Annotated in this window: 30 protein-coding genes; 20 read left to right on the forward strand and 10 right to left on the reverse strand. The window is 71.0% G+C overall.

The window, feature by feature from the left end:
• The 3 genes from ACQPWZ_RS21805 to ACQPWZ_RS21815 all read left to right on the forward strand — a co-directional run bounded on the left by ACQPWZ_RS21805 (position 1) and on the right by ACQPWZ_RS21815 (position 2,185).
• Positions 1–1,236 carry an alpha/beta fold hydrolase gene (locus tag ACQPWZ_RS21805; RefSeq protein ID WP_340474802.1) on the forward strand — a complete coding sequence of 412 codons (1,236 nt, stop codon included), beginning with the start codon at positions 1–3 and terminating at the stop codon, positions 1,234–1,236.
• Positions 1,208–1,720, forward strand: a complete 513-nt coding sequence (tsaE, locus tag ACQPWZ_RS21810; RefSeq protein ID WP_340474803.1) for a tRNA (adenosine(37)-N6)-threonylcarbamoyltransferase complex ATPase subunit type 1 TsaE — start codon at positions 1,208–1,210, stop codon at positions 1,718–1,720. Before ACQPWZ_RS21805 ends, tsaE begins: the two co-directional genes overlap by 29 nt.
• 282 nt (positions 1,721–2,002) lie before the next feature.
• Positions 2,003–2,185: a hypothetical protein gene (locus ACQPWZ_RS21815; RefSeq protein WP_340474804.1), complete on the forward strand. Its 183-nt coding sequence runs from the start codon at positions 2,003–2,005 to the stop codon at positions 2,183–2,185.
• 138 nt (positions 2,186–2,323) lie between these two features.
• On the opposite strand, the gene ACQPWZ_RS21820 is transcribed toward ACQPWZ_RS21815, so the two are convergent.
• On the reverse strand, positions 2,324–2,851 hold the full coding sequence (locus ACQPWZ_RS21820) for a hypothetical protein (RefSeq protein WP_405572048.1): 528 nt from the start codon (positions 2,849–2,851) through the stop codon (positions 2,324–2,326).
• Positions 2,852–3,008: 157 nt separating this feature from the next.
• On the opposite strand from ACQPWZ_RS21820, the gene tsaB reads away from it, so the two are divergent.
• From tsaB to ACQPWZ_RS21860, 8 genes are all read left to right on the forward strand, one after another.
• Positions 3,009–3,662, forward strand: coding sequence for a tRNA (adenosine(37)-N6)-threonylcarbamoyltransferase complex dimerization subunit type 1 TsaB (gene tsaB, locus ACQPWZ_RS21825; protein ID WP_433572176.1), 654 nt, complete (start codon positions 3,009–3,011; stop codon positions 3,660–3,662).
• Positions 3,663–3,688: 26 nt separating this feature from the next.
• Positions 3,689–4,141, forward strand: coding sequence for a ribosomal protein S18-alanine N-acetyltransferase (rimI, locus tag ACQPWZ_RS21830; protein ID WP_433573848.1), 453 nt, complete (start codon positions 3,689–3,691; stop codon positions 4,139–4,141).
• Positions 4,142–4,144: 3 nt separating this feature from the next.
• Positions 4,145–5,254: a tRNA (adenosine(37)-N6)-threonylcarbamoyltransferase complex transferase subunit TsaD gene (gene tsaD / locus ACQPWZ_RS21835; RefSeq protein ID WP_340474809.1), complete on the forward strand. Its 1,110-nt coding sequence runs from the start codon at positions 4,145–4,147 to the stop codon at positions 5,252–5,254.
• Complete coding sequence (locus ACQPWZ_RS21840; RefSeq protein ID WP_356701097.1) at positions 5,251–5,508, forward strand: hypothetical protein; 258 nt, start codon at positions 5,251–5,253, stop codon at positions 5,506–5,508. Before tsaD ends, ACQPWZ_RS21840 begins: the two co-directional genes overlap by 4 nt.
• Positions 5,509–5,744: 236 nt before the next feature.
• Positions 5,745–6,098, forward strand: a complete 354-nt coding sequence (locus tag ACQPWZ_RS21845; protein WP_340474811.1) for a YciI family protein — start codon at positions 5,745–5,747, stop codon at positions 6,096–6,098.
• Between the two features lie 44 nt (positions 6,099–6,142).
• Entirely contained in the window at positions 6,143–7,381 is a 1,239-nt protein-coding gene (locus tag ACQPWZ_RS21850; protein ID WP_405572054.1) for an RNA polymerase sigma factor, read from the forward strand.
• A gap of 66 nt (positions 7,382–7,447) precedes the next feature.
• A complete protein-coding gene (locus ACQPWZ_RS21855) occupies positions 7,448–7,915 on the forward strand; it encodes an SAM-dependent methyltransferase (protein WP_433572177.1) in 468 nt (155 codons plus the stop codon).
• Positions 7,916–8,298: 383 nt separating this feature from the next.
• Positions 8,299–9,135: a hypothetical protein gene (locus tag ACQPWZ_RS21860; protein ID WP_433572178.1), complete on the forward strand. Its 837-nt coding sequence runs from the start codon at positions 8,299–8,301 to the stop codon at positions 9,133–9,135.
• 28 nt (positions 9,136–9,163) lie between these two features.
• Here ACQPWZ_RS21860 and ACQPWZ_RS21865 read toward each other — a convergent pair whose 3' ends face one another.
• A complete protein-coding gene (locus ACQPWZ_RS21865) occupies positions 9,164–9,823 on the reverse strand; it encodes a hypothetical protein (protein WP_433572179.1) in 660 nt (219 codons plus the stop codon).
• Between the two features lie 76 nt (positions 9,824–9,899).
• On the reverse strand, positions 9,900–11,066 hold the full coding sequence (locus ACQPWZ_RS21870; protein ID WP_433572180.1) for a THUMP-like domain-containing protein: 1,167 nt from the start codon (positions 11,064–11,066) through the stop codon (positions 9,900–9,902).
• A gap of 117 nt (positions 11,067–11,183) precedes the next feature.
• Here ACQPWZ_RS21870 and ACQPWZ_RS21875 point away from each other — a divergent pair, with 117 nt between their 5' ends.
• From ACQPWZ_RS21875 to groL, 4 genes are all read left to right on the forward strand, one after another.
• Positions 11,184–12,110: a polysaccharide deacetylase family protein gene (locus ACQPWZ_RS21875; protein WP_433572181.1), complete on the forward strand. Its 927-nt coding sequence runs from the start codon at positions 11,184–11,186 to the stop codon at positions 12,108–12,110.
• A complete protein-coding gene (locus ACQPWZ_RS21880) occupies positions 12,107–12,505 on the forward strand; it encodes a hypothetical protein (RefSeq protein ID WP_433572182.1) in 399 nt (132 codons plus the stop codon). Before ACQPWZ_RS21875 ends, ACQPWZ_RS21880 begins: the two co-directional genes overlap by 4 nt.
• A 287-nt stretch (positions 12,506–12,792) precedes the next feature.
• Positions 12,793–13,101, forward strand: coding sequence for a co-chaperone GroES (gene groES / locus ACQPWZ_RS21885; protein ID WP_003948573.1), 309 nt, complete (start codon positions 12,793–12,795; stop codon positions 13,099–13,101).
• A gap of 118 nt (positions 13,102–13,219) precedes the next feature.
• Complete coding sequence (gene groL / locus ACQPWZ_RS21890) at positions 13,220–14,848, forward strand: chaperonin GroEL (RefSeq protein ID WP_340474819.1); 1,629 nt, start codon at positions 13,220–13,222, stop codon at positions 14,846–14,848.
• Positions 14,849–15,011: 163 nt separating this feature from the next.
• On the opposite strand, the gene sigJ is transcribed toward groL, so the two are convergent.
• From sigJ to ACQPWZ_RS21910, 4 genes are all read right to left on the reverse strand, one after another.
• Positions 15,012–15,893, reverse strand: coding sequence for an RNA polymerase sigma factor SigJ (gene sigJ / locus ACQPWZ_RS21895; protein WP_356701112.1), 882 nt, complete (start codon positions 15,891–15,893; stop codon positions 15,012–15,014).
• Positions 15,894–16,012: 119 nt separating this feature from the next.
• Complete coding sequence (locus tag ACQPWZ_RS21900; protein WP_433572183.1) at positions 16,013–17,041, reverse strand: hydroxyacid dehydrogenase; 1,029 nt, start codon at positions 17,039–17,041, stop codon at positions 16,013–16,015.
• Between the two features lie 268 nt (positions 17,042–17,309).
• The gene (locus ACQPWZ_RS21905) at positions 17,310–18,083 is read right to left on the reverse strand and encodes an SDR family NAD(P)-dependent oxidoreductase (protein WP_340474822.1); all 774 of its coding nucleotides are present in this window, start codon (positions 18,081–18,083) and stop codon (positions 17,310–17,312) included.
• Between the two features lie 99 nt (positions 18,084–18,182).
• Positions 18,183–18,851: an MOSC domain-containing protein gene (locus tag ACQPWZ_RS21910; RefSeq protein ID WP_356701116.1), complete on the reverse strand. Its 669-nt coding sequence runs from the start codon at positions 18,849–18,851 to the stop codon at positions 18,183–18,185.
• A gap of 80 nt (positions 18,852–18,931) precedes the next feature.
• On the opposite strand from ACQPWZ_RS21910, the gene ACQPWZ_RS21915 reads away from it, so the two are divergent.
• The gene (locus ACQPWZ_RS21915; protein ID WP_340474824.1) at positions 18,932–19,822 is read left to right on the forward strand and encodes a LysR family transcriptional regulator; all 891 of its coding nucleotides are present in this window, start codon (positions 18,932–18,934) and stop codon (positions 19,820–19,822) included.
• A 123-nt stretch (positions 19,823–19,945) separates the two neighbouring features.
• On the opposite strand, the gene ACQPWZ_RS21920 is transcribed toward ACQPWZ_RS21915, so the two are convergent.
• On the reverse strand, positions 19,946–20,269 hold the full coding sequence (locus tag ACQPWZ_RS21920) for a WhiB family transcriptional regulator (protein WP_340474825.1): 324 nt from the start codon (positions 20,267–20,269) through the stop codon (positions 19,946–19,948).
• 442 nt (positions 20,270–20,711) lie between these two features.
• On the opposite strand from ACQPWZ_RS21920, the gene ACQPWZ_RS21925 reads away from it, so the two are divergent.
• The 4 genes from ACQPWZ_RS21925 to ACQPWZ_RS21940 all read left to right on the forward strand — a co-directional run bounded on the left by ACQPWZ_RS21925 (position 20,712) and on the right by ACQPWZ_RS21940 (position 25,034).
• On the forward strand, positions 20,712–21,323 hold the full coding sequence (locus ACQPWZ_RS21925) for a response regulator transcription factor (RefSeq protein ID WP_003948568.1): 612 nt from the start codon (positions 20,712–20,714) through the stop codon (positions 21,321–21,323).
• Positions 21,324–21,589: 266 nt separating this feature from the next.
• Entirely contained in the window at positions 21,590–22,177 is a 588-nt protein-coding gene (locus ACQPWZ_RS21930) for a sigma-70 family RNA polymerase sigma factor (RefSeq protein ID WP_313944633.1), read from the forward strand.
• A gap of 127 nt (positions 22,178–22,304) precedes the next feature.
• Positions 22,305–23,807 carry an IMP dehydrogenase gene (guaB, locus tag ACQPWZ_RS21935; RefSeq protein ID WP_340474826.1) on the forward strand — a complete coding sequence of 501 codons (1,503 nt, stop codon included), beginning with the start codon at positions 22,305–22,307 and terminating at the stop codon, positions 23,805–23,807.
• A 102-nt stretch (positions 23,808–23,909) separates the two neighbouring features.
• On the forward strand, positions 23,910–25,034 hold the full coding sequence (locus tag ACQPWZ_RS21940; protein WP_313944631.1) for a GuaB3 family IMP dehydrogenase-related protein: 1,125 nt from the start codon (positions 23,910–23,912) through the stop codon (positions 25,032–25,034).
• Positions 25,035–25,151: 117 nt separating this feature from the next.
• Here the strand turns inward: ACQPWZ_RS21940 and ACQPWZ_RS21945 are convergent, their stop codons facing one another.
• Positions 25,152–25,640: a hypothetical protein gene (locus tag ACQPWZ_RS21945; protein ID WP_340474827.1), complete on the reverse strand. Its 489-nt coding sequence runs from the start codon at positions 25,638–25,640 to the stop codon at positions 25,152–25,154.
• 95 nt (positions 25,641–25,735) lie between these two features.
• Positions 25,736–26,977 (reverse strand): nucleotide sugar dehydrogenase, encoded by a 1,242-nt coding sequence (locus ACQPWZ_RS21950; RefSeq protein WP_433572184.1) that lies wholly within the window; start codon positions 26,975–26,977, stop codon positions 25,736–25,738.
• Positions 26,978–26,995 lie beyond the last annotated feature (18 nt).

Consider the following 26,995-nt stretch of genomic DNA (forward strand, 5'->3'; position numbering starts at 1 on the left):
GTGAGCGAGACCAGCACGGGGGACGCCGTGGCGGTGGCGGCTACGGCCGTTCAGTCCGCCGCGACGGGCAGCTGGCGCCGGGCGGGCGTCGCCGGCGCCGCGATAGGCGTGATCGCCGCCGGCGCTGCGGCCGGCGTCGCACTGGAGCGGCTGACGGTGGGCCGCGGCATGCGCAAGAAGGCCCGGCTCGCCCTGGACTCGGCGGGCCCGTACGGCGCGCTGCGCGGGCTGCCCGGCAAAGCGCTCGCCGACGACGGCAGCGAGCTGTACTACGAGGTGGACGACGTCGACCCGGACGCGGCGGGCCCGCGCCGCCGCCGGCTCTTCGGCCGCAAGGCGCCCGCGCCGGTCACGGTCGTCTTCAGCCACGGCTACTGCCTCAGCCAGGACTCCTGGCACTTCCAGCGCGCCGCCCTGCGCGGCCTGGTGCGCACCGTGCACTGGGACCAGCGCAGCCACGGCCGCTCCAGCCGGGGCGCCTCCCAGTCGGGCCCCGACGCCGTGCCGGTCTCCATCGACCAGCTGGGCCGTGACCTGAAGGCGGTCATCGACGCGGCGGCGCCCGAGGGCCCGCTCGTGCTCGTCGGGCATTCCATGGGCGGGATGACCGTGATGGCGATGGCCGACCAGTTCCCCGAGGTCGTGCGCGAGCGCGTCGTCGGCGTCGCCTTCGTCGGCACCTCGTGCGGCCGGCTCGGCGAGGTGAACTACGGCCTCCCCGTCGCGGGCGTCAACGCGGTACGGCGGGTGCTCCCCGGCGTCCTGAAGGCGCTCGGCTCACAGGCCGAGCTGGTCGAGCGCGGCCGGCGCGCCACCGCCGACCTCTTCGCCGGTCTGATCAAGCGCTACTCGTTCTCGTCCAAGGACGTCGACCCGGCGGTCGCACGGTTCGCCGAGCGGATGATCGAGTCGACCCCCATCGACGTGGTCGCGGAGTTCTACCCGGCCTTCGTCGAGCACGACAAGGCGGAGGCGCTGCCCATCTTCCGCGAGGTGCCGGTGCTCGTCCTCGCGGGTGACAAGGACCTGGTGACCCCGAGCTCGCACAGCGAGGCCATCGCGGACCTGCTCCCGGACTCCGAGCTGGTGATCGTGCCGGACGGCGGACACCTGGTGATGCTGGAGCACCCGGAGGTCGTCACGGACCGGCTGGCGGACCTGCTGGCACGCGTCGGAGCCGTACCGGCAGCGGCTAACGTTGGCCCGTATGGAAGCACCGCACAGCCCGGCGGCTGAGGCCGTCGCCCGTCTCGCCGTCGAATCCCCCGAGCAGATGCAGGACGTGGGGCGCCGGCTCGCGAAACTGCTGCGCCCCGGCGATCTGGTGATGCTCACCGGTGAGCTCGGCGCCGGCAAGACGACGCTGACCCGGGGCCTCGGCGAAGGCCTCGGGGTCCGCGGCGCCGTCACCTCCCCGACCTTCGTCATCGCCCGGGTCCACCCCTCGCTCACCGGCGGCCCCGCGCTGGTCCACGTCGACGCGTACCGCCTCGGCGGGGGACTGGACGAGATGGAGGACCTCGACCTCGACGTCTCGCTGCCCGAGTCGGTCGTGGTCGTGGAGTGGGGCGACGGCAAGGTCGAGGACCTCTCCGACGACCGGCTGCATGTGATCATCCACCGGGTCGTGGGCGACACGGACGACGACCGCCGCGATGTCACGCTGACGGGGTTCGGCGGCCGGTGGTCGGGTGTGGACCTGGCCGCGGCCGGAATCTGAGAGAGGCACGGCGCTGACCTGAGCGACGGTTTGCGGACCCGGCGGCGCACCCGAGTCCGGCGGCACCGGACCCGGCGGCACCGGGCGTCCATGCCTGCCTCGCGGACCCGTCGCACCCTGCCTCGCGACATCCGCTCCGGGGGCCCCAGCGGTCCGAACAGACGATGTTCCGACATTCCGTCGGGAAGATGTTGCGCAGGTCGCACTGCGCATGGTCACATGGTACGGAGATCTGGTTAGGTCTACCTAACCGGCCTGCCCCCGGAGACCCAGGAGGCATCCATGCCGGCGTCCGAACGCGAGCACCAGCCACGGCAGCAGCCGGCGCAGTCCGCGCCGCCGTCACCGTCCCTCCTGTCGATGCGCGATCTGCTGGCCTCGTGTGCGGCGGCCAGCGCGGTGTCCACACCGCCCAGGGACGAACAGCCCGCGCCCCGGGACGAGCCCCGCCGCGACGCCGCGTAGAGCGCGCGCCCGGAGGGGCCGCGACTCGTCCGGTTCGGTCACGGCTCGTCATTCGTACGAGCGGTTTTTCCGAGCGGATTCCGGTGGGCGACGGGGCACTGGCAGGAGCTGGTCCGCCGTGCCCCACGCGGGTCGTCCCTACGGGAGAACGACGACCTTCGAGCCGATCGTCGCGAACGTCCACATCGCGTCGCCGTCCGCCCGCTTCATGCGCACGCCGCCGGTCTTCTTCTCCGGGTCGGGGCTCGCCAGCACGCCGTTCGTCGCGGCGCTGAAGCCGATCGCCACGTCGTCCACGCTGGCGAACCGCACCACGTGCTCGATCGGAACCCCGTCCGACCCGGGCACCTGCCCGGAGCGGGAGGTCACCGAGTACGAGCCCGGCGCCGGGTTCACCGTCGACGGCATGACCGCGAACGTCCGCGTGACCTTGTTCTTCGCGCTCACCAGCCAGACCCGGCGGTCGCCCAGCGAGTACACGACACGGGCGCCGGCGCCCGAATCGGCAGGCAGCGCGAGGGGATTCTCCGGCTTCTGCTCGGGAACCTTCGCCGAGGGGGCCGTACTCGGTGTCCGGGACGTGCCCAGTGAGTCGGGGGCGCTCGCCTGCGCCTGATAGGCGAGGAAACATACGGCCGCCAGAGCCGCCGCCGTGAGCCCGGCCACTAGACCCGAGCTGCTCCGTGCCACCGTGTCCGCCTCTCTCTCCCTCGGCCGCGCGGGCCCGGGAGTGCCCCCATGTCCTGGTGGAGGTGACGGTAGCAGCAGGCGTTCGCACCGACGGCGCTCCATGCCCCCGGCGCGGGAGCCGTAGGCTGTTTGCGTGCTCCTGCTCGCCGTTGATACCGCCACGCCCGCCGTCACCGCCGCCCTCCACGACGGCACCTCCGTCGTCGCCGCCTCCAGCAGCGTCGACGCCCGACGGCACGGCGAACTGCTGCTGCCCGCCGTCGACCGTGTCCTCGCCGAGGCGGGGGTGAAACTCGACGCCGTCACCGCCGTGGTGGCCGGCGTCGGACCCGGCCCCTACACCGGCCTTCGGGTCGGCCTGGTGACGGCCACGACCTTCGGCTCGGCGCTCGGTGTGCCGGTCCACGGCCTCTGCACGCTGGACGGCCTCGCGTACGCCTCCGGCCTGGAGGGACCGTTCGTCGTCGCCACGGACGCCCGCCGCAAGGAGGTCTACTGGGCCCGCTACGCCTCCCCGCGCGAGCGGACCGGAGAGCCCGCGGTCGACCGGCCCGCCGACATCGCCGACCAGGTGGCCGGACTGCCCGCCGTCGGCGCCGGCGGACTCCTCTACCCGGAGACCTTCCCCGACACCCGTGGCCCCGAGCATGTGTCGGCCGCGGCCCTGGCGTCCCTGGCCGCCGAGAAGCTGGCCGCGGGTGAGGACTTCCTGCCCCCGCTGCCGCTGTATCTGCGCAGGCCGGACGCCCAGGTGCCGAAGAACTACAAGGTGGTCACGCCCAAGTGAGCGCTTCCCCGGCCGCGCTGCGTGAGATGCGCTGGTGGGACATCGGGCCCGTGCTCGACCTGGAACACGCCCTGTTCCCGGAGGACGCCTGGTCGACCGGCATGTTCTGGTCCGAGCTCGCGCACTCCCGCGGGCCGCGCGCGACGCGCCGCTATGTGATCGCCGAGGCGGACGGAAAGATCGTCGGCTACGCGGGCCTGGCGGCCGCCGGCGGTCTCGCGGACGTCCAGACCATCGCCGTCGCCCGCGATCAGTGGGGCACGGGACTGGGCGCCCGGCTGCTCACCGATCTGCTCCAGCACGCCACCGCCTTCGAGTGCGACGAGGTGCTCCTCGAAGTGCGCGTGGACAACACCAGGGCCCAGAAGCTGTACGCGCGCTTCGGCTTCGAGCCCATCGGACTCCGGCGCGGCTACTACCAGCCGGCCAATGTCGACGCCCTCGTCATGCGGCTCCCCGTACAAGGAACAGAGACTTAACTGATGGCTGACGAACCGCTCGTACTCGGCATCGAGACCTCCTGCGACGAGACCGGCGTGGGCATCGTCCGCGGCACGACGCTGCTCGCCGACGCCATCGCCTCCAGTGTGGACACCCACGCCCGCTTCGGCGGAGTGGTGCCCGAGATCGCCTCGCGCGCGCATCTGGAAGCGATGGTGCCGACCATCGAGCGCGCGCTCCAAGAGGCCGGTGTCTCGGCGCGCGACCTCGACGGCATCGCGGTGACCGCCGGCCCGGGCCTCGCGGGCGCCCTGCTGGTGGGGGTGTCGGCGGCCAAGGCGTACGCGTACGCCCTCGGCAAGCCGCTGTACGGGGTGAACCACCTCGCCTCGCACATCTGCGTCGACCAGTTGGAGCACGGCCGGCTGCCCGAACCGACGATGGCGCTGCTGGTCTCCGGCGGTCATTCCTCGTTGCTGCTCGCGCCGGACATCACCAGCGACGTACGGCCGCTGGGCGCGACGATCGACGACGCCGCCGGCGAGGCCTTCGACAAGATCGCGCGGGTGCTCGACCTCGGCTTCCCGGGCGGTCCGGTGATCGACCGGCTCGCCAAGGAGGGCGACCCGGCGGCGATCGCGTTCCCGCGCGGCCTGTCCGGCTCGCGCGACCCGGCGTACGACTTCTCCTTCTCCGGGCTGAAGACCTCGGTCGCCCGCTGGATCGAGGCGAAGCGGGCCTCGGGCGAGGAGGTGCCGGTGCGCGACGTGGCCGCGTCCTTCCAGGAGGCGGTCGTCGACGTACTGACCCGCAAGGCGGTACGCGCCTGCCTCGACGAGGGCGTCGACCACCTGATGATCGGCGGCGGTGTGGCCGCCAACTCCCGGCTGCGGGCGCTGGCCCAGGAGCGCTGCGAGAAGGCCGGCATCCGGCTGCGGGTGCCGCGGCCGAAGCTGTGCACGGACAACGGTGCGATGGTCGCCGCGCTGGGCGCGGAGATGGTGGCGCGCAACCGGCCGGCGTCCGACTGGGAGCTGTCCGCGGACTCCTCGCTCCCGGTGACGGACCCGCACGTCCCGGGCGCCGCGCACGACCACACCCACGACCACGACCATGTGCACGAGGTCAGCAAGGACAACCTGTACTCATGACGGCCGTCGCGCTGATGTGGGAGGCCCGGGCGGTCCAGGGCCGGGGGCCGGAACTGCTCGCCTGGGCCAGGGCGCAGGAACTGCCGCGCGAGCCCGTACGCCGTGAGCTCTTCCGCGCACCCGACGACCGCGTCCTGGTCATCACCTGGTGGGAGGCCCCGGGCCTCGACGCGGAACTGCCGGAGCTGCCGGAGCCGGACGGGGAGCTGGTGACGCGTCCGGTGCACCGATGGCGGTTCGAGGCGGTTCCGTAGGCGGTGCCGGGGGGTTCGGCGGCGGTCCCGTAGGCCGTGCAGGGGGGTTCCGGCGGCGGCTCGCGGCGGCTTCCCCAGGACTCGCGCGGCTTCCCCAGGAGTGGCCGGGCGCTTCCGATGGCAGCTCGGGAAGATTCTCAGAAGAATTCTCCGGGAGCTGTCGATCCGGCGGCCTCCCGTTCGACGCAGGGGTGAGAGGCAGGGAAGTCCCCCGCCCTCCCGACCGAGGAGTCACCATGCCGCGCTTCCTGACCATGATCCGTATCGAGGAGCAGAACCTCCCCAAGGAGGCCGCCGGCCCCGAGTTCGACGAGCGCATGGGCGCGCTGTTCGAGGAGATCACCAAGGCCGGGGTCATGCTCGACACCGCCGGGCTCACCCCGACCGCCGACGGCACCCGGGTCCACTGGTCCACCGGAAAGATCAGCTACACCGACGGGCCGTTCACCGAGACCAAGGAAGTCATCGGCGGCTACTCCATCATCCAGGCCAAGGACAAGGCCGAGGCTCTGGAGTGGGCCAAGCGCTTCCTGGAGATCCACCCGGCCGAATGGAACGTCACCGCCGAGGTCCGCCAGATCGAGGAGTGAGAGCCGGTCGCGCTTGCCCCGCCCCGGCACGGCTGTTCTGATGGGTGGCCGTGACGGCAGCAAGCGCGACCGAAACGGTCGAAGCGGTGTTCAGGATCGAGTCCGCGCGGATCATCGCCGGCGTCGCCCGCATCGTGCGGGACGTGGGCATAGCCGAGGAACTCGCGCAGGACGCCCTGGTCGCCGCGCTGGAGCAGTGGCCGGAGTCGGGCGTGCCGGACAGACCCGGCGCCTGGCTCATGGCCACCGCCAAGCACCGCGCGATCGATCTCGTACGCCGCAAGGAGACGTACGCGCGCAAGCTGGCGGAGGTCGGCCGGACCCTGGAGGACGTGCCGCCGCCCGAGCCGTCGGACGTGGACGACATCGACGACGATCTGCTGCGGCTGATCTTCACCGCGTGCCACCCGGTGCTCTCCACCGAGGCGCGGATCGCGCTGACCCTGCGGCTGCTCGGCGGGCTGACGACCGAGGAGATCGCCCGCGCCTACCTCGCCCCGGAGCCGACGGTCGCGCAGCGCATCGTCCGCGCGAAGCGGTCGCTCGCGAAGGCCGGCGTCCCCTTCGAGGTACCGGGCCCCGCCGAGCGCGCCGAGCGTCTGGACTCCGTGCTGGAGGTCATCTACCTGATTTTCAACGAGGGTTACTCGGCCACCGCCGGCGACGACTGGCTGCGCCCGGCCCTGTGCGAGGACGCCCTGCGCCTCGCCCGCGTCCTCACGGGCCTGATGCCCCGGGAGCCGGAGGTGCACGGCCTGACGGCACTGCTGGAGTTCCAGGCCTCCCGCATCGCGGCCCGCACGGGCCCCGACGGCGAGCCGGTGCTGCTCGCGGACCAGAACCGCGCCAAGTGGAACAGGATGCTGATCCGGCGCGGCATGGACGCCCTGCAACGGGCGGGCACCGGCCCGTACGCGGTCCAGGCGGCCATCGCGGGCTGCCACGCCCAGGCGGTCCGCTACGAGGACACCGACTGGCGGACGATCGCCTCCCTCTACGGCCGCCTGGCCGCGCTCGTCCCTTCCCCGGTGGTCGAGTTGAACCGGGCGGTCGCGATCTCGATGGCAGAGGGACCGGCGGCGGGCCTGGCCCTGGTGGACGCCCTCGCCGAGGAACCGGCCCTGAAGGACTACCACTTGCTGCCGAGTGTGCGGGGCGACCTGCTGGAACGCCTGGGGCGGGGTGCGCAGGCGCGTACGGAGTTCGAGCGGGCGGCGTCGCTGACCCGCAACGAACGGGAGAGGGAACTGCTGCTGGAGCGGGCTTCACGCTGCGGGTCGTAGGCGGCTCCGGCGCATGGCGCTGCTGAGCGCCGGAGCCCGGAGGGCGGCCGGGGATAGCCTCGGGCCATGTCGAGCTTCGAGATCACACCGATAGGTACGGTCCGGAACGACCGGACGGACGTCCAGCACACGGACAACTGGGGTGCCGTTCGCAGCACGATCACCGTCGACGAGCGCTTCGGCGAGGCGTGCCTCCAGGGTCTGGAAGGCTTCTCCCACGTGGAGGTCCTCTTCGTCTTCGACCGGTTCCCGGAACAGGACGACTACCGCGAACCCCGCCCCTACCGCGGCCGTTCCGACCTCCCGCCCGTCGGCATCTTCGCCGGCCGCGGCCCCCGCAGGCCGAACCGGATCGGGGTCACGCGCTGCACCGTCGAATCCGTCGACGGCCGTGAACTGACGGTGGTGGGCCTGGACGCGGTCTCGGGCACCCCGGTCATCGACCTCAAGCCGGCGATGGCGGAGTTCAGCCCGGTGGGCATCAAGCAGCCGGACTGGGTCAGCGACGTGATGTCGGAGTACTTCCGGCCGTAAGCGGCGTGTAGGGCCCGCAATCCCCTCCGGAGGCCCGCTCGGCCACCGGGCCGCACTGCCGGGACTCGAAGCTCAGGTCCGGCCCTCTGGCGCACCGTAACTCCGTGCCCCCGGGCCCCGGTTCGTCGCGCGCATCGGGGCACGTCGGGGCTTGAGCTTCGGGGCTCGGGATTCGAGCTCCCTCTCCAGGGATTGGGTGGGGGATTGTTCCCGCCCACCCACCCCAACTCGGCCACGCACCAGGTGAGATGACTTTTTGTGATCGAGTCGCGACGCACCGCCGTTGCCGTGTAGCGTGCGCCCCGAAGACAGACAGAACGACCCCCATGCGGTGCTACCAACACCACACAGGGGTCTGACCTACAAGATCGTGGAGCGATCTCATGGCTGTTCAGCAGTTTAATCCTGCCCCGCGCCCGACCGCCCATCCGATGGCCAATCCGGGCTACGGCAAACGGCTCGCCCCCTCCCAACGCCCCCGCCGCGCGGACGACTTCGCACATTTGCCCAGGCGTGAAGCGGCGGTCGCGGACTACGTCGACCGGCAGTCCGAGGGCGCGGACATCTCGGTGAAGACGCTCGCCAAACACCTGCCGGGCTACGGCCAGTGCGCGGTGGCGACCATCCTGAACGGCCTCTCGGCGGCGGGCCACTACCGCCGTGTCCGCCAGTGCGTCACGAGCGCGTCGGGCACGAACATCTGGGTCTGGCGCTCCTACTGGTCCCGCACGCCCCGCGACGACGCCTGGTGGGCGGACTTCGCGGCCGGTGAGCTCGGGACCTCGACGATCCCGGCCGCACTGGCGAGGACGGCGGGCTACGACGTCCTGGCCCGACTCGGGCGGATCGAGGCACGGTTGACGCTCTCGGCGTCGGAGTGCGCGGCACTGGAGGCCGCGGCGGGGGCATGGTTCGAGCGCGGCGCGAGCGAGGGCCAACTGCTCTCGGCCCTGACGGCGGGCCTCCCGGCACACGTCTCCCACCCGTACGGCTTCGTCCGCGCCCGCCTGCTGTCGAAACTCCCACCGGAACCCCCGGCGCCCCGAATGGTGATGGAGTGCACGGACTGCGGAGCCCCGGGCGAACCGGCGTCCTTGCCGGGCGGCCTGTGCCGCACATGCACGGGCACGGACGGCCCGGCCCCGCTGTCCGCGTCCGCCGGGGTCCACGACCGGGTGGGGCGCCTGCGCTCGGCGCTGCGGGCGGGCGCGGGGGACTGAGGCGGGGCCGCGCGACGCGGGAGCAGCCTCAGTGCTGTTCCTCGAAGTGGACGTGGACGGCGTCGAGAATGGCCCGCAGGACCGGCCTGGAGGCCCAGGGGATCACCTCGACGAGCCCGGCCCCCCACGCCTGCGATGTGGGGAAGAGCAGCAGAGCCTCCTGCAACTCTGCGGCCAGCGCGGACATGCACTGATGGCAGCGGTTCGGATGCTCGCTCGCGACGCCCTGGCGCACCCCTTCGTCGAAGTCCTCGTATTCGCCCGAGTCCACCCACCACCAGAACTCCGCGATTCTGCCGAACTTCAGAACGGCTTCCCAGGCTGCCATGGGCAGTTCATCGACATGCGGAAGTGGCTCCCGTTCCTGAAGCCGGAGCAGACCGGAGAGCAGCCTGAGGAATTCCGGCCCCGGGAGATCGCCGGCGGCTTCGGCAAGGCGCTCGGAGAACCCGATCGGCGTCGCCGGCGGCTTCCCGGACTCGAGCTGATCCGAGAGCAGATCGAGGAGAGCCGAGACCGTGGCCACGGGCATGGCCCAGTCGGTCTCCGGTGAGGTCCTGATCGTTCGGCAGAACCGGGCCAGCTCGTCCTCAAGGGCTCTGGCGCTGTCCCGTCGGCATGCGACTGCCAGATCGATGAGCCTGGAGACCGCTCCGTTGTTGAAGACAGCTCCGGTGTACGTGGTCACGTCGGCCTCTCTCATGCGCCCTGTTGCGGCACGGCGGTGAGCACGATGAACTGCGGCTCCACACGCGCGACCCGGACTACGCCGGACGCCCCACCAGCATCGTCGGCGCCCCCGCCACCCTCGTCAGGAACACCGTCGCCGCGTTCCGCCCCTGCGGTTTCACCTTCCGGCGCAGTTCCTCCGGTTCCACCGCCGAACCCCGCTTCTTCACCGTCAGGTTGCCGACCTCCCGCTCCCGCAGAAGTGCCTTCAGTTTCTTCAGGTTGAAGGGGAGTTCGTCCGTGATCTCGTACGCGGTGGCGAACGGCGTCGGGCGGAGTTCGTCCGCCGTGATGTACGCGATCGTCTCGTCGATCAGGCCGCCGTCCAGGTCCTCCGCCACCTCCGCCACCAGGTGCGCCCGGATCACCGCGCCGTCCGGCTCGTAGAGGTAGCGGCCCACCGTGCGGACCGCCGGGTCCGGCAGGCCGCGGCCGGGAAGGGAGTGCGGGCCCGGGAGCAGGGTGGCGCGGCGGGTGCCGGGGGTCGTGCCGAACCACAGCACCGCCTCCTTCACATCGCCGCCGTCCGAGATCCACTCCGCCTCGGCGTCGTCCGGGATCAGTTCGTGCGGGATGCCCGGGGCGATCTTCACCGCGCCGGTGCCCGCCCGGCGTACCGCCTCGATCGCCCAGGACAGGGGAGGTGAGTACGCCTCCGGGTCGAAGATGCGGCCCCGGCCTCCCCGGCGTGCCGGGTCCAGGAACACCGCGCCCGGTCCGGCCGCGATCTCCGTGACGTCCGCGCAGCGCACCTCGATCCGGTCACCGAGTTCCAGCGCGTCCGCGTTCGCGCGCGCCGTCTCCGCCGTCAGCGGATCGCGGTCCACCGCGAGGACGCGGATGCCCGCCCGGGCCAGGGCGATCGCGTCGCCGCCGATCCCGCAGCACAGGTCGGTGACCTCGGCCGTGCCGAGCTCTCCGAAGCGCCGGGCCCGGTATTCCGCGACCGGCTTACGCGTCGACTGCTCGACCCCGTTCGGCGTGAAGTACATCCGGTACGCGTCCTGCTCGCCGAACTTGGCCACCGCCCGCTGCCGCAGCCGTGCCTGACCCAGGGCCGCCGAGACCAGCTCGGTGGCGTGTTCGCGGCGCAGCCGGGTGGCGATCGCCAGTTCCTCGGCCGGGTCGTGGTCCCGCAGGGCGGCGAGCAGGGTCCGGCCCTCCTCGGTACGGAGGGCGAAGAAGAGTGGGAGGTCGTTCACCGGCCCATTGTGGGCCAGGTGGGCGATGGTGTGCCCGCGGTGGAGGTGTCGGCCCGGCCATGGGGATCCGTGCTGACAGGATCCAGCGCCATGCAGCTAGTCGGACAAAACGGAAACATGCCAGCAAAACTCACCCGATCGCGTCGCGGCCGGGCCCAGCGCCGTGCCGTCGCGGCCGCCCTGCTTGTCGCCCTCCTCGGTTCCGCCTGCGCGGCCGAGTCCACGGACGGGGCCGGCGGCCCGAAGGCCGACCGTGGTCCCGAGGCCGGGAAGGAAGCCGGCGCGTCCGGTGCCCTCGCCGCCCGCGCGGCCCGGATCAAGCGCGACCAGACGGCCCGGGCCGCCGCCGCCAAGAAGTGGGGCCTCGCCCGTACCCCGCTGGCCGCGCCCCCGCCGCCCGCCGTCAAGCCGAAGATCACCACCCGCAAGGGCTTCGAGGTCGAGGGGCAGGAGTCGATGCCGCCCGTCTTCACGACCGTGCCGGTCAAGGAGAAGGTCGTCTTCCTGACGATCGACGACGGCGCGGAGAAGGACCCCGACCTGCTGCGGATGATGAGCGATCTGCGGATTCCGTACAGCGCTTTCCTCAGCGACTACGTGATCAACGACAACTACGCCTACTTCCAGCGGATGCAGGACCGCGGGGTCTCCCTGCACAACCACACCCTCAATCACCGCTACCTGCCCGGCCTTTCCTACGCGGCGCAGAAGCGGGAGATCTGCGACCAGCAGGACAAGCTCGAGAAGCGGTACGGGAAGCGGCCGCCGCTCTTCCGGCCGCCGTACGGCAACTACAACCGGGACACCCTGCGGGCCGCGCGCTCGTGCGGCGTCAAGGCCGTGCCGCTGTGGGCAGCCGAGGCGTTCCCCGACCACATGGAGTGGCGCGAGTGGGACCGGGACCTGCACCCGGGCGACATCATCCTCACCCACTTCCGCGGCAGTGACGAGTGGAAGGGCAGCATGCCCGACCTGATCCGCAAGGTCATGAAGACGGTGACCGACAAGGGGTACGCCGTGGCCAAGCTGGAGGACTACGTATGAGCCGGGCGCTCCGGCCGTCGGCCGCGACGGTGGTCGTGGCCGGTGCGCTGCTCTTCTGCGTCGGCTGTGCCCCGGCGGCCGTCGACCCGCTCGAACGGCTCGGCCGCAGGGCGGTCGAGAAGGTCGCCCCCGGGCCCGCGGCGCCGGCGGTACGCCGTGTGGACGCACTCCCGGGACCGTCGCGCGCCGCCGACGGCCGCGTCCGCCCGCAGGGTCTCGACGCTCCGGGTCTCGCCGAACCGGCGACCCGGCTGCTGGGCCGTATCCACCGGGTCCATCGCGCCCATGGCACCCATCGCGCCCATCGCCCGCACCGCGCGTACGACGCCGCGCCGGGCCGTACGCACGAAGCCTGGCCGGACCGTCGGCGCGCAGCCGCGCCCGGCGGCCCGTGACGCGCCGCGCAGTCCTTGGGGTCGGCCCCCGGCGCGCCCGGCCCCTGGGAACGCCGCGCCCCGCCCGTGCGTTTCCCCCAGACGAGCGGAACGACCCGCCGCAGGGTGGTGAATTGGCACTCCGCTTGACCGAGTGCTAATCGCAGTCATAGTCTCGGCACTGGCACTCCCCACCGGAGAGTGCCAACACAGCGACAGGCAGGTCCGGCACCCGCGACGACGGATCGACCTGGTCGCCACCTCTGCTCAGTTAACCCCGTGAGATCTCCGAAGGGGGAGGTCGGATCGTGACGACCGCCAGCTCCAAGGTTGCCATCAAGCCGCTCGAGGACCGCATTGTGGTCCAGCCGCTCGACGCCGAGCAGACCACGGCCTCCGGCCTGGTCATCCCGGACACCGCGAAGGAGAAGCCCCAGGAGGGCGTCGTCCTCGCCGTGGGCCCGGGTCGCTTCGAGAACGGCGAGCGCCTGCCGCTCGACGTTAAGACCGGCGATGTCGTTCTGTACAGCAAGTACGGCGGCACCGAGGTGAAGTACAACGGCGAGGAGTACCTCGTCCTCTCGGCCCGCGACGTGCTCGCGATCATCGAGAAGTAATTCACCACATAGTTTGTGCTTGTGAGCTGCGCCCCCGGCCCGCGCGACCCCGAGAGGGCCGGGCGACCGGGGGCGCAGTTCGTTCACCCCCAGCTTTCCGAGAGGGCTGAATCGCTCCATGGCGAAGATCCTGAAGTTCGACGAGGACGCCCGTCGCGCCCTCGAGCGCGGCGTCAACAAGCTTGCCGACACGGTCAAGGTGACGATCGGCCCCCGCGGCCGCAACGTCGTCATCGACAAGAAGTTCGGCGCACCCACCATCACCAACGACGGTGTCACCATCGCCCGCGAGGTCGAGGTCGAGGACCCGTACGAGAACCTGGGCGCCCAGCTGGTGAAGGAGGTGGCGACCAAGACCAACGACATTGCTGGTGACGGCACCACCACCGCCACCGTGCTGGCCCAGGCGCTGGTCCGCGAGGGCCTGCGCAACGTCGCCGCGGGTGCCTCCCCGGCCGCCCTGAAGAAGGGCATCGACGCCGCGGTCAAGGCCGTGTCCGAGGAGCTCCTCGCGACCGCCCGGCCGATCGACGACAAGGCCGACATCGCCGCCGTGGCCGCGCTCTCCGCGCAGGACCAGCAGGTCGGCGAGCTCATCGCCGAGGCGATGGACAAGGTCGGCAAGGACGGTGTCATCACCGTCGAGGAGTCCAACACCTTCGGCCTGGAGCTGGAGTTCACCGAGGGCATGGCCTTCGACAAGGGCTACCTCTCGCCGTACATGGTGACCGACCAGGAGCGTATGGAGGCCGTCCTCGACGACCCGTACATCCTGATCAACCAGGGCAAGGTCGCCTCGATCCAGGACCTGCTGCCGCTGCTGGAGAAGGTCATCCAGGCGGGTGGCTCCCGGCCGCTGCTGATCATCGCCGAGGACGTCGAGGGCGAGGCGCTCTCCACCCTCGTCGTCAACAAGATCCGTGGCACCTTCAACGCCGTCGCGGTGAAGGCCCCGGGCTTCGGCGACCGCCGCAAGGCGATGCTCCAGGACATGGCGAGCCTCACCGGCGCGACCGTCATCTCCGAGGAGGTCGGCCTCAAGCTCGACCAGGCCGGTCTCGACGTGCTGGGCAGCGCGCGCCGCGTGACGGTGACGAAGGACGACACCACCATCGTCGACGGTGGCGGCAACCAGGACGACGTCGCCGGCCGTATCAACCAGATCAAGGCCGAGATCGAGTCCACGGACTCCGACTGGGACCGCGAGAAGCTCCAGGAGCGCCTCGCGAAGCTGGCCGGCGGCGTGTGCGTGATCAAGGTCGGCGCCGCCACCGAGGTGGAGCTCAAGGAGAAGAAGCACCGTCTGGAGGACGCCATCTCCGCGACCCGCGCCGCGGTCGAGGAGGGCATCGTCTCCGGTGGTGGCTCCGCGCTCGTCCACGCGGTCAAGGTCCTCGACGGCAACCTCGGCAAGGAGGGCGACGAGGCCACCGGTGTCGCCGTCGTCCGCCGCGCCGCTGTCGAGCCGCTGCGCTGGATCGCCGAGAACGCCGGTCTCGAGGGCTACGTCATCACCGCGAAGGTGGCGGAGCTCGACAAGGGCCAGGGCTTCAACGCCGCGACCGGCGAGTACGGCGACCTGGTGAAGGCCGGCGTCATCGACCCGGTCAAGGTCACGCGCTCCGCCCTGGAGAACGCCGCGTCCATCGCCTCCCTGCTGCTCACGACCGAGACCCTGGTCGTCGAGAAGCCGGCGGAGGAGGAGTCCGACGCGGGCCACGGCCACGGTCACGGCCACTCCCACTGACGTCTGACGCCTGACGTCCGACATCACCCGCCGAGCCCGGTGTCCCCGTCGCGGGGGCACCGGGCTCGGTGTTTTTCCGGACCCGACGAGGGAGTTGGGCGGTGCCATCCGGGCCTGACGGGCGAGACGGGTCGGTGCTTCCGGGCCGGACGGCGCGTACGGCTCAGTCGCCGATGAAGGTCAGATCGAGCCGGCTCAGCCGGTCCGGATCGGCCAGGATGTCGATCGCGACGATCTTTCCGCCCGTGATGGTGAAGCCCATGACCGACAGCGTCCGGCCGCCCGGCGCGGTGACGATTCCCGCACCGCCGTTGACGAGCACCCGCCGCGAGAACTGCGAGAACTTCTGGAAGGTGAGCGCCTGTCCTGCCACCTGTCGGGCACCGCGCACCTCGCGGGACGGCATCGTCGGCAGGGCCCCGGCATCCGCGCGCAGCACCACCTCCGGGTCGAGCAGCGCCACGAGCGCGTCGAAGTCGCCCCCGCGCGAAGCGGCGATGAACGCGTCGACGACCTCGCGCTGACGGGTCAGATCGTCGGGTACGGAGGTCGTCCCCTGCACCCGGCGGCGGGCCCGGCTCGCGAGCTGCCGGGTCGCGGCCGGAGTGCGGCCGACAATCGGGGCGATCTCCTCGAAGGGCAGCGCGAACATGTCGTGCAGCACGAAGGCGAGCCGCTCCGCGGGCCCGAGGGTCTCCAGCACCACGAGCAGCGCCAGCCCGACCGAGTCGGCCATCAGCACCTCGTGCTCGGGATCGACCGTGCCCTCCCGCTGCACGACCGGATCCGGAACGCGTACGTCCAGCGACTCCTCGCGGCGGGACCTGCGCGAGCGCAGCATGTCGAGGCAGACCCGGCCGACCACGGTCGTCAGCCAGCCGCTCAGATTCTCGACCGCGCTCGTGTCGGAGCGGTGGAGCCTGAACCAGGCCTCCTGCACGGCGTCGTCCGCCTCGCTCAGTGAGCCGAGCATCCGATAGGCCACCGCCTTGAGGTGGGGCCGGTCGGCGTGGAAACGCTCCGCCAGGAACTCTTGGTCATCCATCGCTGAATCCTCCGTCGTCGTCCTCGTAGGGATGACGCGGGAAACGGGCCGGATGTGACAGCCTCCGGACGGAAAGACAGGCTCCGCTTGCCGGGAGGGGCGAGTCCGGTCCCGGGCTCCTACGCGGAGTGGCCCAGCGTCCGCGCGTGAACCGGATCCTCGAACGGCAGGCCCTTGCCGTACCGCTCCAGTTCGTCGAGCGCCTGTTCCGTCATCCGGTGCAGCTCGTTGCCGAGCGAGCCCGCGACATGCGGGGTCAGCAGCACGTTCGGCAGGGTGTAGAGCGGGGATTCCGCGGGCGGGATCTCCGGCTCGGTGACGTCGAGTACGGCGTGCAGTCGGCCCGGGAGCAGTTCGCACAGCAGCGCGTCCTCGTCGACCAGCGAGCCGCGCGAGGTGTTGATCAGTGTTGCGCCGTCCGGCATCAGCGCGAGCCGGCGGGCGTCGATCATATGGCGAGTACTCGCCAGCTCCGGGGCGTGGACCGAGACGACGGAGCTGCCGGCGCACAGCTCGTCGAGCTCCGTCTTCACGGCACCGAGCGCCTCGGCCTCGGCGGCGCTGACGTACGGGTCGTACAGCAATACGTCCAGATCGAAGGGGCGCAGCAGCTCGGTCACCCGGCGGCCGATGCGGGACGCGCCGACGATCCCGACCGTGCTGCGGAAGTTACCGGCTCCGGCCAGCTCCTCCCGCCAGTCGTGAGCGGCGCGCAGCCGGCCGTACCGCTGGGCCGATGGCAGCACCCGTTTGCCCGCGAAGAGGATGGCGGCGAGCGTGTACTCGGCGACGGGCAGCGCGTTGGCGGACGCGGCGGAGGCCACGGTGATGCCGCGTTCCCAACAGGCGTCCGTGATGTGGTGCTTGACGGAGCCGGCCGCGTGGACGACGGCACGCAGCCGGGGCGCCGAGTCGAGCACCTCGGCGGTGAGCACGGGCGCGCCCCAGCAGGTCAGCAGGACGTCGGCGGTGGCGAGCGCGGAGGCGACCCGGGGGGTGGGGGCGGCCAGATCGTGCGCGACCAGATGCGGATCGGTGTCGGCGAGGGCCACCAGCCGGGCCCGCAGGGGATCGGTGAACAGGCGGTCCGCGATCCCCGGGCCCATGGCGAGGAGGACGGCGGGACGCTTCTCGGTGCGCTGGTGCATGGTCGGACCCTGCTCCTTGTGCCTGGCCGGAATCTGCTCACGCTGCCCGGCGCGGAATCTGTTCACGCGGCCGGGAGGACGACGGGATGTGCCCGGCCGCCCGGTGGGGGACGGACATCCGCCCACGCTGCCCGGCGCGGAGGGCACACACTCACCCTGCCCGGCCCGGACGGGAGGTGACGGCCCGCCGGTGGTGCGCCCGCCCGCCGTGCGCCGGCGGCCGCGGTCCTTCGACCGCGGCCGCGCGGGCGACCTTCGCGCGTACGGCTTACTGCGGTCCGTACTTGCGGCCCGTCTTCGACGTCACCCCGCCCAGCAGATTGCGCGGCGCCAGCTTCGCCACTCCCATCAGCGCCTTGTAGCGCGGGTCCGGGATCGAGACCGCCTTGCCGCGGGCCAGGTCCGCGAGTCCCGCCTCCACCACCTTGTCGGCGTCCAGCCACATCCAGTTCGGGATGTTGTCGGTACCCATGCCGGCGCGCTCGTGGAACTCGGTGCGGACGAATCCGGGGCAGAGCGCCATCAGCCGTACGCCCGACCCCGCCAGGTCCCGTGCCGCGCCCTGCGTGAACTGCACGACCCACGACTTCGACGCCCCGTAGGTCCCGCGGGGGACGAACGCCGCCACCGAGGCCACGTTCACCACACCGCCGCGCCCGCGGTCGCGCATCACCGCGGTCGCCGCGGCCGTGAGCCGGAGCACCGCCTCGCAGTGCACCTTCAGCATCGTCAGCTCGTCGGCCATGGACACTTCCAGGAAGCGCCCCTTGTTGCCGAACCCGGCATTGTTGACCAGCAGATCCACCGGGTTCTTGCGGTCGCCCAGCCGCTTCTCGACGGCCGCGATCCCGTCCTCCTCGGACAGGTCCGCGGTCAGCACCTCCGCCTCGATGCCGTGCCGGTCGTGCAGCTCGGTGGCGTGCTCCTGCAGCCGTTTGGTGTCACGGGCCACCAGCACCAGGTTGTGTCCCTCGGCGGCGAGCCGCCGCGCGAACGCGGCACCGATGCCCGCGGTCGCTCCCGTAATCAGTGCAGTCGTCATAGGCGGCACGTTAGTGCCCCGCGTGTCGGCGCCGTGTACACGCCCGGCCTGCGGGACGGGCTCTCGCGCGCTGTGCCCGCCCGATCCACGGAAGCGTTCCTACGCGCCGTACTTCTCCACATACGTACGCGCTGTCGCGAGCAGTTCGGGGTGGAGCGCGTCGCCCGCGGCGAGGATCTCCGGCAGCAGTGCCCGCTCGGTGGTCCCGGCGCGGAACGCCAGTCCCACCGTCACCGTGTGCCCGGGGGTGTGCACGATCTCGACGGGATCACCCGCCCGGATCTCACCCGGCTCGACGACCCTCAGATACGCACCCGGTGCGGCATGGCGCGTGAAGCGCCTGACCCAGCCCTTCTCGCCCAGCCAGGAGCCGAACGTGCGGCATGGGATACGGCCGCTCGTCACCTCCAGCACGAGGGAGTCGCCGATCCGCCAACGCTCCCCGATCTTCGCGTTGTTGACGTCGAGGCCGATCGTGGTGAGGTTCTCGCCGAAGGCTCCGTTCGGGATCGGGTGGCCCAACTCCCGCTCCCAGAAGTCCAGATCCTCCCGGGCGAAGGCGTACACCGCCTGATGCGTCCCGCCGTGATGGCGCAGGTCGCAGATCGTGTCCCCGGCGAGGCCGCTGCCGCCGCGGCCCTTCGGCCCGGGGTCCGTGACCATGACGGCGCCCTCGGCGGGCTGCTTGTCGATCCCCGTCGTACCGTCCGGGGTGTCGGTGTACTCCACCGCCTTGGCGCGGCCCACATTGACCGTCAGAACCTTCATGTCTGCACGCTAACCCCGGCTTCCCCAAACGATCCAGCCGATAATTGCCCCGATCTCCAAGGCCCCCTTATATTCGTGGGGTGATCGAAGCCCGCCATCTCCGAGTGCTCCGCGCGGTCGCCGCCACCGGATCCTTCTCCGCCGCGGCCCGCTCACTCGGCTGCACCCAGCCAGCCGTCAGCCAGCAGATGAAGGCCCTCGAGGTGTCGGCGGGCACCCCGCTCCTGATCCGTACGGGCCGCGAGATGAGGCTGACGCAGGCCGGTGAGGCGCTCGTGCGCCACGCGTCCGGCATCCTCGCGGGTCTCACCGCCGCCGAGGAGGAGATTGCCGCCATTGCCGGGCTGCGCGCGGGCCGGGTGCGGCTGGTCTCCTTCCCCAGCGGCAGCTCCACACTGGTCCCCACCGCGCTGGCCGCCCTGCGGGCGGCCCACCCCGGCACCCGGGTCTCGCTCGTCGAGGCGGAGCCGCCGCGGTCGGTGGAGATGCTGCGCGGGGGCGACTGCGACGTGGCGCTGGCGTTCCGTTACGACGGCGGAGAGGCGGAGTGGGACGACCTGGTCGTCCGGCCCCTGCTCACGGACCGGCTCGTCGGCCTGGTCCCGGAGGGCCACCGGCTGGCCGCGTCCGCCACGGTCACCGTCGCCGATCTCGCCGAGGAGCCCTGGATCGCGGGCTGCCCGCGCTGCCGCCGCCAGCTGGTCGAGGTGTGCGAGAAGGCCGGCTTCACCCCGCGGATCGACTTCGCCACCGATGACTACCCGGCGGTGATCGGCCTGGTCGGAGCGGGTCTGGGCGTCGCGGTGCTGCCGGAGCTGGCGCTGGAGTCCGTACGCCCCAAGGGTGCGCGGACGGTCACGGTCGTCCCCGCCGTCGAGCGCGAGATCGTCGCGCTCACCCTCCCGGACCTCGCCCAGGTCCCCGCGGTCTCGGCGACGCTCGACCGACTGGCCCTCGCCGCGGCCCGCTGACAGCCCACTGCGCGCTTCTGCGCACCTCTGCATGTCTCGGCAGCAGACGCGACTCACCCCTGCCCGGATCTGGGCAGGGGTGAGTGCAGGAACGTTTCTTCGAACGGTTGGGGCAAACGGGTGTCAACCTCTCCCCAAGCCCGTGACGCTCGTTGCGGGGATCAGCCGGTGCCGGGCCCGCCCCATGAGTTCCTCGCGTTCGTCCTCGGTCAGTCCGCCCCACACGCCGTACGGCTCCCGCACCGCCAGCGCGTGTGCCGCGCACTCCGCGCGGACCGGGCACCTCATGCAGACCTCTTTCGCCGAGTTTTCTCGTGCACTGCGTGCCGCGCCCCGCTCGCCCTCGGGATGGAAGAAGAGCGAGCTGTCCACCCCACGGCAGGCCGCGAGGAGCTGCCAGTCCCACAGATCGGCGTTGGGTCCGGGAAGGCGGGAGAAATCTGCCATAGCGCTTGCCCCTTGAAACCGTGCTGAGCGGATACAGGTCAGGTCGGTCAGGTCGCGCACGAGCGGCGGATACGAGCCGTATCCGGCACCCGCACCATGCCCCACGACCGTACATCTACTGTGTAAGTAGATGTAAATATGACTCATTGCGAATCTAGCCACAGACACTGCTGAAAGTGAAGAAAAGCCGCTAAATGGGGCATAGCTTCCGGGTGAAGACCTGTTGACCTGCATTGCTCTGCGTCGCGTACGGCCCCTCACATAGAGTGCTGAAGTGGGCAGTCCGACCCGTAACTCTTTCGAGTGACCGTCGTTGGTAGTGCGGAGGCGGTTGAAAGAACAAGCGCTAGGGCACATGTCCGAGAGCGTTCAACCGCACAGGTGACGAAACGTACCCAGCCTGGAGGCTCAAGGTGACGCGCATCAGCTGCGGAGGACGGTCATGACATCCGTCCTCGTCTGCGACGACTCCCCGCTTGCCCGAGAGGCGCTTCGCCGCGCGGTCGCGACCGTGCCCGGCGTCGAGCGCGTGACGACCGCGGCCAACGGCGAGGAAGTCCTCCGTCGCTGGGGGGCCGACCGCTCGGACCTGATTCTGATGGACGTACGCATGCCCGGTCTGGGTGGCGTCGAGACGGTCCGCAGGCTGCTGTCCGCGGACCCCGGCGCCCGGATCATCATGCTCACCGTCGCCGAGGATCTGGACGGGGTCGCGCTCGCGGTCGCCGCGGGAGCCCGCGGTTATCTGCACAAGGACGCCTCGCGCGCCGAACTGCGGGCCACGGTCACCCAGGCGCTCGCCGACCCGACCTGGCGGCTCGCCCCGCGCCGGCTGCGTTCGGCCGAGATGGGTGCCGCGCCCACACTCACCGCACGCGAGATCCAGGTGCTCGAAGGCATGAGCCACGGCCGGTCGAATGCCGAGATCGGCCGGGAGCTCTTCCTCTCCGAGGACACGGTGAAGACGCACGCCAGGCGGCTCTTCAAGAAGCTGGGCGCCTCGGACCGTGCGCACGCCGTTGCGCTCGGATTCCGCTGGGGCCTGGTCCGCTAGGTCGTGTCCGCGACGTCTCGTCTGGGTCGCCCCCGGGGCGCGACGGACCCCGCCCGCCGTACGGTGGGCGGGGAATCGGACGGCCGCGGGCATTCGTTTCCCGCCCGATGCCGCATCCTTGAGATGTGGAGTTCCTTGGGAACGAGTCTGTCGAGCGGAAGGGGAGGGCGCAGGCGATGAGTTCCGGCGCACCTGCTCATAACGCTTCGGTGCACAACATTGGACGCGGTGCCGCGGATGCTCAGCCGCCGAGGCACCATGGACCGATGCGTGACGACGAGGCGGTGACCGCTCAGGGGGCCATCGGTTCCCTCGTTCACCGTGCCGTCGACGGAGACGAGCAGGCCACGCACGATCTCCTCGCGCACGTTCACCCCCTCGCGCTGCGTTACTGCCGCACCCGGCTCAGCCGGCTGCCGGGAGACGCGCGTCACTTCGTCGAAGACCTGGCGCAGGAGGTCTGTGTCGCGGTGCTGATGGCACTGCCGCGGTACAAGGACACCGGGCGGCCCTTCGAGGCCTTCGTCTTCGCCATCGCCACCCACAAGGTCGCCGATCTGCAGCGGGCGGCCATGCGCCACCCGGGATCGACGGCCGTACCGTCCGACGAGATGCCGGAGCGCCCCGACGACTCCCTCGGCCCCGAGGAGCGCGCGCTGCTCAGCGACGACGCCGAATGGGCCAAGAAGCTCCTCGCCAACCTCCCGGATAACCAGCGCGAGCTGCTGGTGCTGCGGGTCGCGGTCGGTCTGACCGCGGAGGAGACGGGGCAGATGCTGGGCATGTCACCCGGCGCGGTGCGGGTCGCCCAGCACCGGGCTCTGAGCAGGCTGCGTGCACTGGCCGAGCAGTGAGTCGTACGGTCTACGTATACGTACGAAGGAACAAAGCTGCCGGCCGATCTTGATCGTGGAATGAGACGGGTGCATAGCCCGTTAGCATGGACATCCGCACCGATCAAGGCCATTTGGGGAAGGTGTCATGACCAACGTCGACGGAGTGCCCGAGAAATTCGCGACACTCGGGCTGACCTACGACGATGTGCTGCTGCTGCCGGGCTCGTCGGACATGGCGCCCGACCAGATCGACACCTCCTCGTACATCTCGAAGAACGTACGGGTGAACATCCCGCTGCTGTCCGCGGCGATGGACAAGGTCACCGAGGCGCGCATGGCCATCGCGATGGCCCGCCAGGGCGGCGCCGGCGTGCTGCACCGCAATCTGTCCATCGCCGACCAGGCCAACCAGGTCGACCTGGTCAAGCGCTCCGAGTCCGGCATGGTCACCGACCCGATCACGGTGAACCCGGACGCGACGCTCGGCGAGGCCGACCAGCTGTGCGCGAAGTTCCGCATCAGCGGTGTGCCGGTGACCGACCGCGGCGGCAAGCTGCTCGGCATCGTCACCAACCGTGACATGGCCTTCGAGTCGGACCGCAGCCGCCAGGTGCGCGAGGTCATGACCCCGATGCCGCTGGTCACGGGCAAGGTCGGGATCTCCGGCGTGGACGCCATGGAGCTGCTGCGCCGCCACAAGATCGAGAAGCTTCCGCTGGTCGACGACGCCGGTGTGCTCAAGGGCCTGATCACGGTCAAGGACTTCGTCAAGGCCGAGAAGTACCCGATGGCCGCCAAGGACAAGGACGGCCGGCTGCTCGTCGGCGCGGCCGTCGGTGTCGCGGGCGACGCCTACGAGCGCGCCCAGGCGCTGATCGAGGCGGGCGTCGACTTCATCGTCGTCGACACCGCCCACGGCCACTCCCGGCTGGTCGGCGACATGGTCGCCAAGATCAAGTCGAACGCCGCGGGTGTGGATGTCATCGGCGGCAACATCGCCACACGTGACGGCGCCCAAGCGCTGATCGACGCCGGTGTCGACGGCATCAAGGTCGGCGTGGGCCCCGGCTCCATCTGTACGACCCGGGTCGTCGCCGGCATCGGCGTTCCCCAGGTCACGGCGATCTACGAGGCCTCGCTGGCCGCCAAGGCGGCCGGTGTCCCGGTCATCGGCGACGGTGGCCTCCAGTACTCCGGCGACATCGCGAAGGCGCTGGTCGCGGGCGCCGACACGGTCATGCTGGGATCGCTGCTCGCGGGCTGCGAGGAGTCCCCGGGCGAGCTGCTCTTCATCAACGGCAAGCAGTTCAAGTCCTACCGCGGCATGGGCTCGCTCGGTGCGATGCAGTCCCGCGGCGAGCAGCGCTCCTTCTCCAAGGACCGCTACTTCCAGGAGGGCGTCGCCTCCGACGAGAAGCTGGTTCCCGAGGGCATCGAGGGCCAGGTGCCCTACCGGGGTCCGCTCTCCGCGGTCGTGCACCAACTGACCGGTGGTCTGCGGCAGTCGATGTTCTACGTCGGCGGCAGGACGGTCCCGGAGCTCCAGACGAACGGCCGGTTCGTGCGCATCACCTCGGCGGGTCTCAAGGAGAGCCACCCGCACGACATCCAGATGACGGTCGAGGCGCCGAACTACAGCAGGAAGTAGTCCCCGCGTCGTGAGGGGCGGTCCCGGAGGTTGCCGGGACCGCCCCTCACGTATGTGTCGGGGATACTGGTAGGCGCAGACGTAGAGGGAAAGGCCACACACGTGACTGAGATCGAGATCGGGCGCGGCAAGCGCGGCCGCCGGGCGTACGCGTTCGATGACATCGCCGTCGTACCGAGCCGGCGCACGCGGGACCCGAAGGAGGTCTCGATCGCCTGGCAGATCGACGCCTACCGCTTCGAGCTGCCCTTCCTGGCCGCTCCCATGGACTCCGTGGTCTCCCCGCAGACCGCGATCCGCATCGGTGAGATGGGCGGCCTCGGTGTCCTGAACCTCGAGGGCCTGTGGACCCGGTACGAGGACCCGCAGCCGCTGCTCGACGAGATCGCCGAGCTGCCGACCGACGCCGCGACCAACCGTCTGCAGGAGATCTACGCCGCGCCGATCAAGGAAGAGCTGATCGGGCAGCGCATCAAGGAGGTCCGCGACTCGGGCGTCGTGACGGCCGCCGCGCTCTCGCCGCAGCGCACCGCGCAGTTCTCGAAGGCCGTGGTGGACGCGGGCGTCGACATCTTCGTCATCCGCGGCACGACGGTTTCCGCCGAGCACGTCTCCGGTGCCGCCGAGCCGCTGAACCTGAAGCAGTTCATCTACGAGCTGGACGTCCCGGTCATCGTCGGCGGTTGCGCCACCTACACGGCGGCGCTGCACCTGATGCGTACGGGCGCGGCGGGCGTCCTGGTCGGCTTCGGCGGCGGCGCCGCGCACACCACGCGCAACGTGCTCGGCATCCAGGTCCCGATGGCCACCGCGGTGGCCGACGTGGCCGCGGCCCGTCGTGACTACATGGACGAGTCCGGCGGCCGCTACGTCCACGTCATCGCCGACGGCGGTGTGGGCTGGTCCGGAGACCTGCCGAAGGCGATCGCGTGCGGTGCGGACGCGGTGATGATCGGCTCGCCGCTCGCCCGTGCGACGGACGCGCCCGGTCGCGGACACCACTGGGGCATGGAGGCCGTCCACGAGGACGTCCCGCGCGGCAAGCTGGTGGACCTGGGCATCGTCGGGACGACGGAGGAGGTCCTGACCGGCCCCTCGCACATCCCGGACGGTTCCATGAACTTCTTCGGTGCGCTGCGCCGCGCGATGGCGACGACGGGCTACAGCGAGCTCAAGGAGTTCCAGCGCGTCGAGGTCACGGTGGCGGACTCCCAGCACAAGCGCTGAGGTCGGCTCGCACCGGACCGGTGCGGACGGTACGTACGGCAAGGGGCCCGCACCGGGTGGTGCGGGCCCCTTCCGCGTACGCGGATCAGCTCCGGCGGGAGCTGAGGCGGACGGAGGTCACTCCGCGGCCTTCTTGGCGCCGGAGAAGGCCGCGAATCCGGCCAGACCGAAGAAGAGGAAGGTCATGACGTCCTTGCTCTCGTTCCAGACGTCCATCACCTGGGAGAAGTTGTCGAACAGGACCTCGGTCACGGACGCGCCCGTCAGGTCCGCCATGATCACCGCGATGGCGAGGAGCTGACCCAGGTAGACGGCCACCAGCGAGCAGACGACGCTGACGACGGGGAGCAGGGGGTTGCGCCCGCCCACCTTGCCCGCCGCGAAGCCGGTGATGAAGCCGACGCCGATCGCGGCCCAGCCGATCTCCCGCTCGATGGCTCCGGCGATGCCGCCGTAGATCCCGCCCGCGACGAGGGCGACGACGACTGCGGTCACCAGACCGAGGGCGACGTTGTCACGGACGGGGGCCGGCGGCGGGGCCGGCGCGAAGGGAACGCCCTGGTCGGCGAAGGGATTGCCGGACGGTGGCGGAACAGGCTGGCTCATATGGGTCCCCCCAAGGGATGCAGATCGTCGCACGAGCGTGCGACAAGATCCGGACAGTAGCAGCCCGCTCCGACAGACGCGGACGGGTTATGTCCTCAGAGCCGGTGGGCCGCGCCCGCCGGGGTGGCGCCCCGGGTGTCCAGCAGGAGCTGTGCCTTCACGGCGAGGCCCTGGAGGTCATAGGTGCGGTGATGCTGGAGCAGCACGGTCAGGTCGGCATTGGCGGCCGCCTCGTAGAGCGAGTCCGCACGGGGGACCGGCTGGTTGTGGACGCGCCAGTCGGCGATGTAGGGGTCGTGGTAGCTGACGGAGGCGCCCAGGTCCATCAGGCGGCGGGCGATCTCGGTGGCCGGGGAGCTCTCCAGATCGGCCAGATCGGGCTTGTAGGTGATGCCGAGGAGCAGGACGCGCGCACCGCGGGCCGATTTGCCGTGCTCGTTCAGCAGGGTGGCGCAGCGCTGGATGACGTACTGCGGCATCCGGGTGTTGATCTCCTGGGCGAGGCCGACCATCCGCAGCGGATGGCCGGGGGTGCGGCCGCTCAGCGGGAGACAGCTGGGGTCCAGGGCAACACCGTGGCCGCCGACGCCGGGGCCGGGGCGGAAGGCCTGGAAACCGAAGGGCTTCGTCTCGGCGCAGCGGATGACGTCCCAGAGGTCGACCCCGAGGTCGTGGCAGAGGACCGCCATCTCGTTGACGAGGGCGATGTTGACGTGCCGGAAGTTCGTCTCCAGCACCTTCACGGTCTCCGCCTCGCGCGGGCCGCGGGCCCGGACCACCTTGTCGGTGAGGCGTCCGTAGAAGGCGGCGGCCGACTCGGTGCAGGCGGGGGTGAGGCCGCCGATGACCTTGGGGGTGTTGGCGTAGCCGTGGGTGCGGTTGCCCGGGTCGACGCGGCCGGGGGAGTAGGCGAGGTGGAAGTCGCGGCCCGCCCGCAGTCCGGAGCCCTCTTCGAGGAGGGGGCGCAGGAAGGTCTCGGTCGTGCCGGGCTGGACGGACGATTCCAGCACCACGGTGGTGTGCGGGCGCATGCGTGCCGCCAGGGTGCGGGCGGCCTCGCCGAGCGCCGTGAGGTCCAGGCTGCCGTCCGGACCGAGCGGCGTGGGCACGCAGAGAGCGGCGGTGCGTACGCGGCCGAGCTCGGCCGGGTCCGTCACCGTCCTGAACCCGGCGGAGAGCATCCGGCGGACATCGGCGGGGGAGCAGCCTCCTGCCGGTTCGATGAGATGCCGCGGGTCGGTGTCGTAGCCGATCGTCTCGATGCCGGCACCGACGGCGGCCTGGGCGAGGGGCAGGCCGAAGTGACCGAGTCCGATGACAGCAAGATCTGCGGGCATGGCGTTGGCCGTCCTTCC

This window comes from Streptomyces sp. CA-251247 (genome assembly GCF_050952975.1).
In the GTDB taxonomy this organism is placed as follows: Bacteria; Actinomycetota; Actinomycetes; order Streptomycetales; family Streptomycetaceae; genus Streptomyces; species Streptomyces achmelvichensis.

Bases quoted from the DNA above. Each gene is read 5' to 3' on its own strand.
- ACQPWZ_RS21910 (WP_356701116.1), bottom strand. From the start codon at position 18,851: ATGAAGGTTCTGACGGTCAATGTGGGCCGCGCCAAGGCGGTGGAGTAC.
- ACQPWZ_RS21860 (WP_433572178.1), top strand. From the start codon at position 8,299: ATGGCTGTTCAGCAGTTTAATCCTGCCCCGCGCCCGACCGCCCATCCG.
- tsaE (WP_340474803.1), top strand. From the start codon at position 1,208: ATGGAAGCACCGCACAGCCCGGCGGCTGAGGCCGTCGCCCGTCTCGCC.
- ACQPWZ_RS21945 (WP_340474827.1), bottom strand. From the start codon at position 25,640: ATGAGCCAGCCTGTTCCGCCACCGTCCGGCAATCCCTTCGCCGACCAG.
- ACQPWZ_RS21875 (WP_433572181.1), top strand. From the start codon at position 11,184: ATGCCAGCAAAACTCACCCGATCGCGTCGCGGCCGGGCCCAGCGCCGT.
- guaB (WP_340474826.1), top strand. From the start codon at position 22,305: ATGACCAACGTCGACGGAGTGCCCGAGAAATTCGCGACACTCGGGCTG.
- ACQPWZ_RS21905 (WP_340474822.1), bottom strand. From the start codon at position 18,083: ATGACGACTGCACTGATTACGGGAGCGACCGCGGGCATCGGTGCCGCG.
- sigJ (WP_356701112.1), bottom strand. From the start codon at position 15,893: ATGGATGACCAAGAGTTCCTGGCGGAGCGTTTCCACGCCGACCGGCCC.
- ACQPWZ_RS21950 (WP_433572184.1), bottom strand. From the start codon at position 26,977: ATGCCCGCAGATCTTGCTGTCATCGGACTCGGTCACTTCGGCCTGCCC.
- ACQPWZ_RS21840 (WP_356701097.1), top strand. From the start codon at position 5,251: ATGACGGCCGTCGCGCTGATGTGGGAGGCCCGGGCGGTCCAGGGCCGG.
- ACQPWZ_RS21920 (WP_340474825.1), bottom strand. From the start codon at position 20,269: ATGGCAGATTTCTCCCGCCTTCCCGGACCCAACGCCGATCTGTGGGAC.
- ACQPWZ_RS21845 (WP_340474811.1), top strand. From the start codon at position 5,745: ATGCCGCGCTTCCTGACCATGATCCGTATCGAGGAGCAGAACCTCCCC.
- groL (WP_340474819.1), top strand. From the start codon at position 13,220: ATGGCGAAGATCCTGAAGTTCGACGAGGACGCCCGTCGCGCCCTCGAG.
- ACQPWZ_RS21925 (WP_003948568.1), top strand. From the start codon at position 20,712: ATGACATCCGTCCTCGTCTGCGACGACTCCCCGCTTGCCCGAGAGGCG.
- ACQPWZ_RS21815 (WP_340474804.1), top strand. From the start codon at position 2,003: ATGCCGGCGTCCGAACGCGAGCACCAGCCACGGCAGCAGCCGGCGCAG.
- tsaD (WP_340474809.1), top strand. From the start codon at position 4,145: ATGGCTGACGAACCGCTCGTACTCGGCATCGAGACCTCCTGCGACGAG.
- ACQPWZ_RS21855 (WP_433572177.1), top strand. From the start codon at position 7,448: ATGTCGAGCTTCGAGATCACACCGATAGGTACGGTCCGGAACGACCGG.
- ACQPWZ_RS21900 (WP_433572183.1), bottom strand. From the start codon at position 17,041: ATGCACCAGCGCACCGAGAAGCGTCCCGCCGTCCTCCTCGCCATGGGC.
- rimI (WP_433573848.1), top strand. From the start codon at position 3,689: ATGCGCTGGTGGGACATCGGGCCCGTGCTCGACCTGGAACACGCCCTG.
- ACQPWZ_RS21930 (WP_313944633.1), top strand. From the start codon at position 21,590: ATGCGTGACGACGAGGCGGTGACCGCTCAGGGGGCCATCGGTTCCCTC.
- ACQPWZ_RS21880 (WP_433572182.1), top strand. From the start codon at position 12,107: ATGAGCCGGGCGCTCCGGCCGTCGGCCGCGACGGTGGTCGTGGCCGGT.